This is a genomic window from Reinekea forsetii, from assembly GCF_002795845.1.
Taxonomy (GTDB): domain Bacteria; phylum Pseudomonadota; class Gammaproteobacteria; order Pseudomonadales; family Natronospirillaceae; genus Reinekea; species Reinekea forsetii.
Map to the genome: position 1 here is coordinate 1,047,501 of NZ_CP011797.1, position 12,875 is coordinate 1,060,375.

Below are 12,875 nucleotides of genomic sequence, written 5' to 3' on the forward strand. Positions count from 1 at the left end.
GTATGAATTCGGCGCGGTTTTCGTCTTTGGAGCCGAACGGCGTCGATTCGCGTTATGCCTCGACTAGCCCATCTAGGACCACAGCGCTGTCAGTCGCTAATCCCGATTTTTATCTGGTTAAATCTGGCGATACCCTTTACTCCATTGCCTTCCGCTTCGGGTTGGATTACCAGCGCCTAGCCAACGGAAATGGTATCGGGATGGATTATCGGATAGTCGTGGGGCAGTCGATCACCTTAAAAGAGTCCAATCAAGTCGCTCAATCTCAATCACCTGTCCAATCCGTACCCGCAAAAAAAGCGTCAACCCCGGTCCAAGTTTCTGTTACAAAAAAGAACAGTTCAAAAAGCGTCATAAAATCGGACAAAAAGGAGACTGTCACCGGTCCGGCCGATCCATGGACCTGGCCTCATAAAGGGAAAATAGTTCGAACGTTTGTTGTCGGTTCGTCCTCTAATAAGGGCATTGATATCGGCGGTCAAATTGGGGATTCTGTATTGGCAGCGACGAGCGGAACAGTCGTCTACGCTGGCAATGGTTTGCCTGGATATGGCAACCTGATCATCATTGAACACCGTAATTCGCTTCTCAGCGCTTACGCTTTTGCCGAGCAAATCTTGGTGAAGGAAAAGGACCGTGTTCAGGTCGGCCAGCAAATTGCAACGATGGGTACACAGGGCGATGAGCCTAGTCTGCACTTCGAAATTCGCAAGAATGGCAAACCGGTTGATCCACAAAGGATATTGCCCGGACGGTAAAACGGACTGACAATAATTATAAAGCTTAGGACAGGTGATTGAGATGACGGAATTAAGGGAAGACACAGCAGCAAAGAATAACACTCAAGGACAAAATTTTAGCGGTATGACAGCAACACTCGACTACGACGAAGTAGCGGGTCTGGATGATGATGCACTGGAGGAGGCGCCGGACCAAGAACGTTCCGAAGAGAGAGAGTTTCAGGATGCCTTGTCAGCCAACGGATCGATGCAGCGATCGCTCGATGCCACCCAATTATATTTAAATGAGATCGGTTTTTCACCCCTGCTCAGCTCTGAGGAAGAAGTATATTTTGCCCGTTTAGCCCGTAAAGGCGATGCCGCCGGGCGCAAGCGGATGATTGAAAGTAACTTACGACTGGTGGTGAAGATTGCCCGTCGGTATCTGAATCGTGGCCTGACCCTGCTCGATCTGATCGAAGAAGGCAATCTTGGTTTGATTCGCGCCGTTGAGAAATTTGATCCAGAGCGCGGTTTTCGCTTCTCCACCTACGCAACCTGGTGGATTCGGCAAACCATTGAACGCTCGATCATGAATCAGACCCGCACCATCCGTCTACCGATTCACGTAGTTAAAGAACTTAATGTCTATTTGCGCGCTTCCCGTGAGTTAGCGCAAAAGCTCGACCATGAACCGACCCCCTATGATATTGCCGAGCTGTTGGAAAAACCCGTTGCCGATGTTAAAAAGATGCTCGCCCTGAATGAGCGGGTGACCTCAATCGATACGCCGGTTGGCATTAGCTCGGATAAGAGTCTGCTCGATACCATTGCCGACGACCGGGCCAACGATCCTTCTGACTTTTTGCAGAGTGAAGACTTGAAGGCCGGTATCGATCGATGGTTGGACGAGCTGTCGGAGAAGCAGCGCGAAGTAGTGGCGCGTCGATTTGGCCTGCGCGGTTATGAAACCAGCACGCTTGAGGATGTTGGCCATGAGATTGGTTTGACGCGCGAACGGGTGCGCCAGATTCAGGTCGAGTCTTTGCGTCGATTACGCGATATAATGGAAAAACAGGGTTTGAATTCAAACGCCTTATTCGGCGCCTAAGGTTTTCAGCCAGGTGACAGTAACGCAGAAAAATCCATAGGCCCGTCGACGACGGGTTTTTTCATACTGGGCCGATACCCTGCAGCGCCTTCCCCTACCTGTTCAGAGTAATACTCCATGACCGTCGAATCGTCCCTCACTTTTTTTCTCGCGGTGTTTATTTTCGGCATCACCCCGGGCCCCGGTGTGTTCGCCATCTTGTCTCGGGCGCTGGTCAGCGGTGCTCGCTCTTGTGTGCTGTTAGCCCTGGGCATGGTGATCAGTGACATCCTCTATCTCATTGCCGCTTGCTTCGGTTTAGCGGCCTTAGCGACCCATTGGGAGGGCGCCTTTAGCGTCGTGCGCTGGCTCGGTGCCGCTTATCTGTTGTACCTGGGTTGGAAGATGTGGACGGCGCCCAGGCAGCTCAATGGCGCACCGACGTCGTTACGCAGCAGTGCTGCGCTGCTCAGCTTTATGCAGGGTTTCCTTATATCCGCGTCAAATCCAAAGGTCATACTGTTCTATATCGCTTTTCTGCCGACCTTTATCGACTTGTCGCTCCTGACCGGTCGGGACATCGCGTTGGTCAGCCTACTGACCCTAGTGAGTCTGATGTTGGGGCTGAACTTAATTGCCTTCTTTGCCGGTCGATCGCGGCGCTTCTTTGAATCGGAGCGGGGCGCTCGGGTGCTCAACCGCAGTGCGGGGTCGATTATGATGGGGGCTGGAGTCTTCCTACTGGTTCGGACTTAGCAGGCCGGCCATCAACGCCCGCAACAGGCGGGCTTGATGAGCGAGCGACTAGCGTTCCAAGAAGGCGCGTTTACCGGGCTGGCCGTTTTGCGCATCGGCATCGGGCAAGGCGGTTTTTTGTTCGGTGATATTGGGCCAGATTTCGGCCAATTCGGCATTGAGCTCGATAAAGTCAATTTGGTCGGCCGGCACCTCATCTTCAGACAGTATTGCTTCCGCGGGGCATTCGGGTTCGCATAAGGCGCAATCGATGCATTCGTCGGGATGAATTACTAGAAAGTTGGGGCCTTCGTAAAAGCAGTCGACCGGGCACACTTCGACACAGTCGGTATATTTGCATTTAATGCAGTTTTCTAAAACGATAAAGGCCATGAACGTATCTCTTCCTGAGTAAATCGGTTGGGGGCTATATTAATGACGGATGGGACAGGGCTCAAGATCTTATTCAGGCTAATGTGGATCAATCATATAGCCAGATAGAATAAGCATCCGTCTGTTAAGGTTTTAAATCTATATTCGTTTCTTGCTGCTATAGAGCCAATCCAATGCCTGCTTGGCACTCATGTTATCCAAGTCCAACGACAACAGGGCATCGACAATCGGATGTTGGGCGCGCGCAAAGAGATCCGCCTGGGCCGTTATCGACTGGGCCGGAGCCGGTCCAACTGCGCCGACATTGAGTGCTTCCAGTTCGGCCAATTTACCTCGAGCATGCTGGATAACCGGTTCTGGCACACCGGCTAATCGGGCAACTTGAATACCATAACTCTGCGACGCCGGCCCGGGCTGAACGCGATGTAAAAACACCAGCCGATCGTCGTGTTCGGTCGCATCAAGATGGACGTTGGCGATGCCGGCTTGGTTTTCGGCCATAGCGGTCATTTCGAAATAGTGCGTGGCAAAGAGGGTCAATGCCTTAACTCGGGTCACCAGTTCAGCCGCTGCGGCCCAGGCCAGCGATAAACCATCGAAAGTACTGGTGCCGCGCCCGACCTCATCCATGATCACTAGGCTATTGGGTGTCGCATTGTGCAAGATATTAGCCGTCTCGGTCATCTCAACCATAAAGGTTGAGCGCCCACCGGCGACATCATCGGACGAGCCCATGCGGGTATAGATGCGATCGAGCGCGCCAATGGTCGCCGACTCGGCCGGGACATAGCTGCCGATGTAGGCCAGAAGGGCAATCAGCGCGACCTGGCGCATATAGGTTGATTTGCCGCCCATATTCGGACCAGTGATGATTTGCAGGCTGTGTTCGCCATCCAGTTGGGTGTCATTGGGCACAAAGGGCCCGGACAATAGCGCTTCGATCACCGGGTGGCGTCCGGCTATGATGTGAATTTGGGGCGCTTCGGTCAGAGTGGGTTGGGTCCAGCTGTATTGATCGGCACACTGGGCCAAGCAATTTAGGACATCCAGCTCGACCAGTGCAAGGCAGAACGTCTGCAAGGGAGCTAGGTCGTCACCGAGACGTTGAATAAGATCCTCATAGAGAAACTTCTCCCGCGTCAAGGCGCGGCTGCGCGCGCTCAGCGCCTTGTCTTCGAAGGCCTTCAGTTCCGGGGTAATAAATCGTTCGGCGTTTTTTAGGGTTTGCCGGCGGATATAGGACAGGGGGGCTTTTTCAGACTGACTGCGACTGATTTCGATGTAATAGCCGTGTACCCGATTGTAGCCAACCTTCAAACTCGAGAGCCCAGTCTGGGCCTTCTCGGTCTGCTCCAGGGCCAGCAGATAATCGCCGGCGTTGCTGTCCAATCCGCGTAGTTCATCCAATTCGGCGTCATAACCGTCGGCAATTACACCGCCCTCACGCATCACTGCGGGCGGATTGTCTTTAACGGCCCGATCCAATTCAATGGCCCATTGCGGATCGGCTGCCAGCTTGGCCTGAATGGCCGATAATAGTGGGCTGTCGCACTCTGCCAGCTGATCGACTAGGGTTGGGAGGGCATGCAGGGCCTCGCGCAACCGGATTAGATCGCGCGGCCGCGCCGAGCCGAGTGCGATACGGGTCAGCACCCGCTCGATATCGCCGATCGGTTTTAGGGTGCTAGCAAAGTTCTCAAAGCGAAAATCGATCAGCAAGGTTTGTACGGCGGCCTGGCGCAGGCGTAATAGATCCTGGTTGCGCAGTGGGCGATTGAGCCAGCGGCGTAACAGCCGGCTGCCCATGGCCGTGCTGCAATGGTCCATCAGGGAAAAGAGCGTATTGCCCGCTTCGCCACGGACATTGATATCAATTTCCAGATTACGGCGCGTGGCGCCGTCGATCAACACACTGTCGCTGTGGTGTTCTGGGGTCAACGAACGGATGTGCGGCAGCGCGCCGCGTTGCGTTTCTTGGGCATAGTTGAGCAGGCACCCGGCGGCGCGCAAGGCCAGCGTCATGTCGCTGACACCGAAACCGGCCAGATCGCGAGTACCGAGCTGTTGGCTTAAACGCTCCACGGCGCTGTCGAGATCATAGAGCCAGCCCGATTGGGGTTTCATGGAGGGTTGGCAACTCAATAGCGGTGCCTGGGTGTCTTCCGGATAGAGCAGTTCACTCGGCTGTAACCGTTCCAGCTCGCCATAGGCATCGACCGAGGAGGCCAGCTCCTGCACATTGAAACGACCACTGGCCATATCGAGCACGGCCAGGCCCCATTGTTCGCCGGATTGAATGACCGCCGTGAGTAGGTTTTCCTGCTGATCACTGAGGTAGGCCTCATCGGTCAGGGTGCCGGGGGTGAGCACCCGTACGACCTTGCGTTCGACCGGTCCCTTGCTGGTGGCTGGGTCACCAATCTGCTCGCAAATTGCGACTGTGCGACCGCTCTGTACGATGCGGGCAATATAGTTTTCAGCCGCATGATAGGGAATACCAGCCATCGGAATTGGGGCGCCTGCACTTTGACCTCTTTTAGTCAGCGTAATGTCGAGCAGGCGCGCCGCATCTTTGGCATCATCAAAAAACAGTTCGTAGAAATCGCCCATGCGATAAAAGATTAGATCGTTGGGATGGTCCTGCTTGATTCTTAAATACTGCTGCATCATCGGTGTATGTTGGTCGTGAGACTTGAGGTTCTTCATTCAGTAGGGGCCCTAATTGATGCAGTAATGGTCTTACCCTAAACGTTACCCGGTAAGCGCAGTTTGGCAACTGATTACTGGTGATTTGACATAACGACGAGCACACGGCTAAAAGTATAACAAAGGCGTCGCCTTGATGGCACTATGAGGTCGGCTCAATGCTCGAGTTTAAGCCCGATTTGAAGCAACCAGCGGATGCCGACCCTAAAAGGCCCGGATACGAGCCAGTGCAGGTCGCAACCAACCTCGGGTCGATGGGGCACTGCCGAGAAGTCGGCTTGGTGGAGCAGACAGCGGAAAAGATCCAACCACAGAAATTGCAGTAATCTTGCCCAAGCCCTATTATGTTGGCCGAAAATTGCCAGGGACAACCGAACTGGCCGCTATTGGCATTGCCGCGCATAGGCATCGATTACTGGGAACAGGTTCAATGGATACAGAAACAGATAACGAATTCCAAAATCAAGCCATTACCGCGCTGGATAACCGGTTAATGGATGCGACCTGGAGCAACTACATCGATAAGAAGCAATTGCTTATCATGTATGTCGAGGCCAAGACGATACTGCGCCACCCGACCCCGAATAGAAAGCTTAATGCGATGGCCAAATCTTTGTTCGACACCAGCGTGCGAGTGGCACGCTGCCTGGCAATAGAGGCACCGGAAGCCAAGGTGACATTGAGCAAAGGTCGTGAGATTGAACTGGATGCCTTGGTGCTCTATGCCCAGGCAGAAAAGGAATTGAAACAGCTACATCTGATTGCCTTTCAAAAGCGCTGAGCCACCGCAACCAACAAGGGGCTAGCGGCCCTTTCGGGTCGTCACCCGCTATTCGAGATTGCAGCCCGCGGCGAAAGGTGGGTGACATCGTTGTTACCCTTAGATTGAACGATCGTGTTTTTTGAGGCCCCGGAGGTCAACCCTTGTTAGCTCAACTGGCGCAAACACTATTAGCACGCAAACTCACCCTCAGTTCGGTCGAATCATGCACCGGCGGCGGTTTGGCCGCCCAATGCACGGACTTGCCAGGCAGTTCGGCCTGGTTTCTCGGCAGCGTTGTGACCTATGCTAACTCGATGAAATTGCAATTGGGAGTTGATCCGCACGTTCTAGCCGAGCAGGGCGCGGTCAGCGCCGCTGTGGTCTCCGCGATGGCACAGAAGGGCCTAGAATATTGCGCCTCAGATTGGTGTGTCGCGATCAGTGGCGTCGCCGGTCCGGATGGTGGTAGTGCCGAAAAGCCGGTGGGCACTGTCTGGCTGGCCTGGGCCCAGGGCGATCAAGTCTGGTCAGAGCGCCAACTATTTTCCGGGTCGCGCCAGCAAATTCGCCAGCAGGCGATCGATCGGGCACTAGGCAAATTGCTTATATTATTAAATTAATTAAATTTTCACTTGTCAGCGTAAAGCGAAACCTGTAAAACTACTGTTTATACATACAGCATCTATTTTGGAAGAGACTCATGGATACCAATAAAGAAAAAGCATTAGCCGCCGCCCTAGGTCAAATTGAACGCCAATTCGGCAAGGGATCCGTTATGCGCATGGGCGATCAAGAGATTGTCGACATTCCAGCCATTTCGACAGGCTCGTTGGGTCTCGATATAGCCTTGGGCATAGGCGGTCTTCCTAAGGGGCGTGTGGTCGAAATCTACGGTCCTGAGTCGTCTGGTAAAACCACACTCACGCTACAGGTAATCGCTGAGGCCCAAAAGGCCGGCGGCACCTGCGCCTTTATTGATGCCGAGCATGCGCTCGATGTGCAGTATGCCGGCAAGCTCGGTGTGCAGGTCGACGACCTGTTAGTCTCGCAACCGGATACCGGTGAACAGGCCTTGGAAATTGCCGATATGTTGGTGCGTTCAAATGCCATTGATGTGATCGTAATTGACTCCGTCGCAGCGCTGGTGCCTAAGGCTGAGATCGAAGGTGAGATGGGCGATCATCACATGGGCCTGCAAGCCCGGTTGATGTCTCAAGCCTTGCGTAAAATCACCGGCAATATCAAGACGGCAAACTGCTTGGTTATCTTTATTAACCAGATTCGCATGAAAATAGGCGTGATGTTTGGTAACCCAGAAACCACAACCGGTGGTAATGCGCTAAAGTTTTACGCCTCCGTGCGACTCGATATTCGTCGCACTGGTACGATCAAGGATGGCGACGAGGTTATCGGCTCCGAGACACGCGTTAAGGTCGTTAAAAACAAGGTCGCTCCGCCCTTTAAACAGGCAGAGTTCCAGATTATGTACGGTAAGGGTATTTACCACATGGGTGAGGTCATCGACCTGGGCGTGAAGATTGGTTTGGTGGAGAAGTCCGGTGCCTGGTATGCCTATGCGGGTAATAAGATCGGTCAGGGCAAGGCCAATGCAGCTCGCTTCCTGACCGATAATCCTGAGATAGCCCAAGAGATCGAAGCCGCGGTGCGCTTAGAATACCTCAGCAAAGACTCGGTTGAGCCGAAGGCTACCGGTAAGGCCGCGAAAGACGCCAAGGCAAAAGATGCTAAGGCAAAGGACAAAGCTGCTGACAAGGCGCCCGAAATCGCCCTGGATGCCGCTACTGACACCAAGGACGTTTAAGTCTGACCTAGCCGTTAGCAGCTAAGCGTTGCTAACGGCCTTCATATGCTGGGATTAAGCGTTTGTCTATTTGGAACACGTCCTTAAACATCTTGGCTCGACGCGAACACTCCCGTTTTGAAATGCGGCGCAAGTTGCTGACCCGGTTTCCCGAAGAAGCTGACGAGATCGAAGCGGTGCTCGATCGTTTGGTGAGTCGAGACCTGCAGAGCGATGCACGCTTTGTCGGCCTCTGGTTGTCCATGCAGATTAACAGGTCCCGTGGCCCGATCCGCATTCGCTATGAAGCCCGCGCAAAAGGCGTTGAACAGCTAATCGACGCCGCCTTAGCTGAACGTGACATTGACTGGTTCGAACAGGCTTTAGACTGTGCCCAGCGCAAATTTCCTAGCGGCATTGCCGATGAACAACGCGCCAAGGCCTATCGCTTCTTAAGCTATCGTGGCTTTGAAACAGACGCCATTCATTACGCCTTAACGGAACTGCGCTTGAACCGGTCGACAAATTCATCCTTTGACGACTAAGATTCCGCTAGACTCACGCCTGTCGGTATTTCCTCGCGCAGGTCTTCTGTGTACTATTGGCAGCCTTTTGTCGCTGAAACCTCAATAGAGACTGTATTCCCTAATGAAAACCTCCGAAATACGCCGCCGCTTTCTAGATTATTATGCCCAAAATGGCCACCGTGTCGTGCCAGCAGGTTCACTGGTACCAGGTGATGACCCTACTCTGTTGTTCACCAATGCCGGCATGGTGCAATTTAAGGATGTTTTCCTGGGGACCGATCGGCGCGATTATGTCCGGGCAACCACAGCTCAGCGCTGTGTCCGGGCCGGCGGTAAGCACAACGATCTTGAAAATGTTGGCTATACCGCACGGCACCACACCTTTTTCGAGATGTTGGGTAATTTTAGCTTCGGCGACTATTTCAAACGCGAAGCAATTCAGTTTGCCTGGGGTTTCTTGACCGGGGAGCTAGGCCTGTCGAAAGACAAGCTTTGGGTCACCGTTTACAAGGACGACGACGAGGCAGCAGATATTTGGATTAATGAGATTGGCATTGATCCAAATCGCCTGTCGCGCTTAGGTGACAAAGACAATTTTTGGATGATGGGTGATACCGGTCCATGCGGCCCTTGTTCGGAGATATTTTACGACCATGGCGCCGATGTACCAGGTGGCCCGCCGGGCAGTCCCGATGACGATCTAGATCGCTATATCGAGATCTGGAACCTAGTCTTTATGCAGTATGATACCTTGGCCGATGGCACTCGGGTGCGCTTGCCGAAGCCGTCGGTGGATACCGGAATGGGCTTAGAGCGCTTGGCCGCCGTGCTGCAAAATGTGCACAGTAACTACGAGATCGACCTGTTTCAGAGCCTCATCAAGGCGGCAATGGCTGTCACCGGCTGCACCGATATAGAGAATCGATCGCTGCGCGTGATCGCCGACCACCTGCGTTCATCCGCCTTCTTGATTATCGATGGCATTAACCCCTCGAATGAAGGTCGCGGCTATGTGCTTCGGCGTATTATCAGGCGGGCTATTCGCCATGCCTATAAGCTTGGTTGTGATCAGCTGTTTATGTTTCGTCTGGTCGATAGCCTGGTCGCAGAAATGGGCGAAGCCTATCCCGATCTGGGTAAGCAGGCCGAGCAGGTCAAGAAGGTGATACGCAACGAGGAAGAGCAATTTGCCCGTACCTTGGAAAATGGCATGGCCATCCTGGAATCCGGCATTGCCGAGTTGAGCGGTAGCGAAATACCCGGCAACCTGGTGTTCAAACTCTATGACACCTTTGGCTTTCCCGCTGATTTAACCGCCGATGTGGCACGCGAAAAAAATCTGACCGTGGATATGACCGGATTCGACCAGCTGATGGCCGAGCAGCGCATTCGTGCCAAGTCAGCCAATAAATTCAAACTGGATCGTGATATTGATCTCGATCTGGCAGGTCAAACCGTCTTTCTGGGTTATCAGTCATTATTTGGCGATGGCACCGTGCTGAAGTTACTGCGCGATGGTGTCGATGTTCAAGCCCTGAGCGCCGGTGAGACGGGCATGGTGATACTCGATGCGACGCCGTTCTACGCCGAGTCAGGCGGTCAGGCGGGCGACCGTGGGCAACTGAGCACAGGGCAAAGTCAACTTAAGGTCACAGCCTGTAATAAATTACAGGGCCATCACTTGCATCAGGTGCTTGTCGAGCAGGGGTCCATCAGCGTTGGCGATCAGGTTTCGGGCCAGGTGGTGCGCGAAGAACGCCTCAATACCGCTCGACATCATAGCGCGACCCATCTGATGCACGCCGCCTTACGCCAACTCCTGGGCGATCACGTGCAGCAGCGTGGATCGCTGGTGACCTTTGATAAACTGCGCTTCGATTTCTCGCACTTAGAAAGTGTGAGTCGACCGCAGTTACGAGCCATTGAGCAGCTGGTTAATCAACAGATTTTGGCCAACACTGCCGTGCTAACGGAATTAACCGACATAGATTCGGCACGCGAGTCGGGCGCCATGGCATTATTCGGTGAAAAATATGCCGATGAAGTGCGGGTTCTCTCGATGGGCGAAAATGGCTTTTCCAAAGAGCTCTGTGGTGGCACCCACGTGGAGCGGACCGGCGACTTGGGACTGTTTCGCATCCTCTCGGAAAGTGGAATCGCGGCTGGCGTGCGGCGTATTGAGGCCGTAGTAGGGCCATACGCCCTGGCACAACTTTACCAGCAGGACGACTTGGTTGTGGAGCTGCAGCAGGTATACAAGTGTGCACCGGAACAGTTAAGTGACAAGGCTCAGCAAGCGCAGGCGCATGTCAAAGAGTTGGAAAAAGAGATTCAACGGCTGGCGGCTAAACAGGCCGCAGCCATGGCCGGCGACCTGGAGACTAAGGCGGTCGATGTGGGCGGGGTCAAGGTACTCGCAGTGCAGCTCAAGGGTATCGATACCAATGCGTTGCGCACGACTATGGATCAGCTTAAGTCATCCTTGGGCAGTGCGATTATCGTGATCGCTGCGGTTAACGACGACAAGGTTCAATTGGCGGCAGGCGTTACCAAGGATCTGGTCGGGCGCGTTAAGGCTGGCGACCTGGTTCGAGAACTCGGAGCGCTGATGGGTGCTAAGGGTGGTGGCAAGCCTGATATGGCAATGGCCGGCGGCGGAGACGTGACAAAGTTGCAGTCTGCTTTGGATCGGGCCGAGCCATGGGTCCGAGAGAAACTCGGAGCCTAGGCGACTAGAGGATTTAATATGGCGCTTTACGTACAGAAATTTGGCGGGACCTCTGTCGGTACCGTTGAACGTATTCAAGCCGTGGCGGCAAAGATCAAGTCATTTCGGGCCCAAGGGCACGATATTGTGGCGGTAGTATCGGCAATGAGCGGCGAGACTAATCGACTGCTGGGGTTAGCTAACGGTCTATCCGACAACCCGTCTCCGCGCGAAATTGATGTGCTGGTCTCGACCGGTGAGCAGGTTACTATCGCCCTGCTCACTATGGCGCTCCAGGAGCTCGACTGCGATGCCAAGTCCTATACTGGCGACCAGATCAAGATATTGACCGACAGTGCTCACACCAAAGCCCGTATCAAAGACATAGATGTCAAGACACTACAAGCCGACCTGCACAAGGGTCGGGTTGTAGTGGTCGCAGGATTTCAGGGCGTCGACGAGCACGGCAACATGACGACATTGGGTCGCGGCGGGTCAGATACCTCCGCTGTGGCCATCGCCGCTGCCCTCAAAGCTGATGAGTGTCAGATTTACACCGATGTCGACGGGGTTTATACCACCGACCCTAGAGTGGTTGCCCAGGCGCGTCGGTTGAATAAAATAACATTTGAAGAAATGTTGGAAATGGCCAGTTTAGGGTCTAAAGTTCTGCAGATTCGCGCTGTCGAATTTGCCGGAAAGTATCGGGTGCCCCTGCGGGTCTTGTCCAGTTTTGTCGAGGGTGAGGGCACCCTCATCACATTTGAGGGTGATCATAAGATGGAACAGCCGGTAATATCAGGCATTGCGTTTAACCGTGATGAAGCAAAGTTAACCTTGGTAGGTGTCCCGGACATTCCAGGTGCGGCCAGTCGAATCCTCGGTCCGGTCAGTGCGGCGAATATTGAAGTCGATATGATCGTACAAAACGTCGCCGACGATAAGACCACAGACTTCACCTTCACGGTGAATCGCAGTGATTATCAGCAAGTTACCCGAGTGCTTGAATCGGTGGCGGTTGATTTGGGCGCGCAAGCCGTGCGGGGTAACGACTCCATCGCCAAGGTGTCGATTGTTGGGGTTGGTATGCGCTCCCATGCTGGGGTGGCCAGTCGAATGTTCGATGCCCTGGCGGCTGAAAGTATTAATATATTGATGATCTCGACTTCTGAAATAAAGGTGTCTGTGGTTATAGAGGAAAAATACTTGGAACTCGCTGTGCGGGCTTTGCATACGGCATTCGATTTGGATAGCGAAAACGATATAGAATAGGCAGGATGGTTGTTCTGATGGCTTTTATGCAATGAAGTGGCAGTGGCTGTAGCGGTCTATGTTTCGAAAAGAGGGCCACTCTATCCTTTTTTTGTATTTGTCGCCGATTAGGCTTTATTTTTTTTGACTGTAGTCGATACTAATCATGATTGTTGATCTTTT

11 protein-coding genes are annotated in these 12,875 nt (G+C 53.5%); 9 read left to right on the forward strand and 2 right to left on the reverse strand.

Annotation, left to right across the window (positions count from 1 at the left end):
* The first annotated feature begins 2 nt into the window (after positions 1-2).
* From REIFOR_RS04830 to REIFOR_RS04840, 3 genes are all read left to right on the forward strand, one after another.
* Positions 3-758 carry a peptidoglycan DD-metalloendopeptidase family protein gene (locus tag REIFOR_RS04830; protein WP_100256493.1) on the forward strand — a complete coding sequence of 252 codons (756 nt, stop codon included), beginning with the start codon at positions 3-5 and terminating at the stop codon, positions 756-758.
* Positions 759-864: 106 nt separating this feature from the next.
* On the forward strand, positions 865-1,830 hold the full coding sequence (gene rpoS, locus REIFOR_RS04835; RefSeq protein WP_100256494.1) for an RNA polymerase sigma factor RpoS: 966 nt from the start codon (positions 865-867) through the stop codon (positions 1,828-1,830).
* Positions 1,831-1,947: 117 nt separating this feature from the next.
* On the forward strand, positions 1,948-2,565 hold the full coding sequence (locus REIFOR_RS04840) for a LysE family translocator (protein WP_100256495.1): 618 nt from the start codon (positions 1,948-1,950) through the stop codon (positions 2,563-2,565).
* Positions 2,566-2,613: 48 nt separating this feature from the next.
* Here REIFOR_RS04840 and fdxA read toward each other — a convergent pair whose 3' ends face one another.
* Positions 2,614-2,937, reverse strand: coding sequence for a ferredoxin FdxA (fdxA, locus tag REIFOR_RS04845; protein ID WP_100256496.1), 324 nt, complete (start codon positions 2,935-2,937; stop codon positions 2,614-2,616).
* 138 nt (positions 2,938-3,075) lie between these two features.
* Positions 3,076-5,643 carry a DNA mismatch repair protein MutS gene (gene mutS, locus REIFOR_RS04850; RefSeq protein ID WP_100256497.1) on the reverse strand — a complete coding sequence of 856 codons (2,568 nt, stop codon included), beginning with the start codon at positions 5,641-5,643 and terminating at the stop codon, positions 3,076-3,078.
* Positions 5,644-6,073: 430 nt separating this feature from the next.
* Between mutS and REIFOR_RS04855 the strand changes: the two genes are divergently transcribed.
* The 6 genes from REIFOR_RS04855 (at position 6,074) to REIFOR_RS04880 (ending at position 12,713) form a co-directional block, all read left to right on the forward strand.
* Positions 6,074-6,424, forward strand: coding sequence for a hypothetical protein (locus tag REIFOR_RS04855; RefSeq protein WP_100256498.1), 351 nt, complete (start codon positions 6,074-6,076; stop codon positions 6,422-6,424).
* Positions 6,425-6,567: 143 nt separating this feature from the next.
* Positions 6,568-7,026 carry a CinA family protein gene (locus REIFOR_RS04860; RefSeq protein ID WP_100256499.1) on the forward strand — a complete coding sequence of 153 codons (459 nt, stop codon included), beginning with the start codon at positions 6,568-6,570 and terminating at the stop codon, positions 7,024-7,026.
* A gap of 80 nt (positions 7,027-7,106) precedes the next feature.
* The gene (recA, locus tag REIFOR_RS04865; RefSeq protein ID WP_100256500.1) at positions 7,107-8,228 is read left to right on the forward strand and encodes a recombinase RecA; all 1,122 of its coding nucleotides are present in this window, start codon (positions 7,107-7,109) and stop codon (positions 8,226-8,228) included.
* A 62-nt stretch (positions 8,229-8,290) separates the two neighbouring features.
* Entirely contained in the window at positions 8,291-8,752 is a 462-nt protein-coding gene (locus REIFOR_RS04870) for a regulatory protein RecX (RefSeq protein WP_145980236.1), read from the forward strand.
* Positions 8,753-8,855: 103 nt separating this feature from the next.
* Positions 8,856-11,462 carry an alanine--tRNA ligase gene (alaS, locus tag REIFOR_RS04875; RefSeq protein WP_100256502.1) on the forward strand — a complete coding sequence of 869 codons (2,607 nt, stop codon included), beginning with the start codon at positions 8,856-8,858 and terminating at the stop codon, positions 11,460-11,462.
* A gap of 18 nt (positions 11,463-11,480) precedes the next feature.
* Positions 11,481-12,713 (forward strand): aspartate kinase, encoded by a 1,233-nt coding sequence (locus tag REIFOR_RS04880; protein WP_100256503.1) that lies wholly within the window; start codon positions 11,481-11,483, stop codon positions 12,711-12,713.
* Positions 12,714-12,875 lie beyond the last annotated feature (162 nt).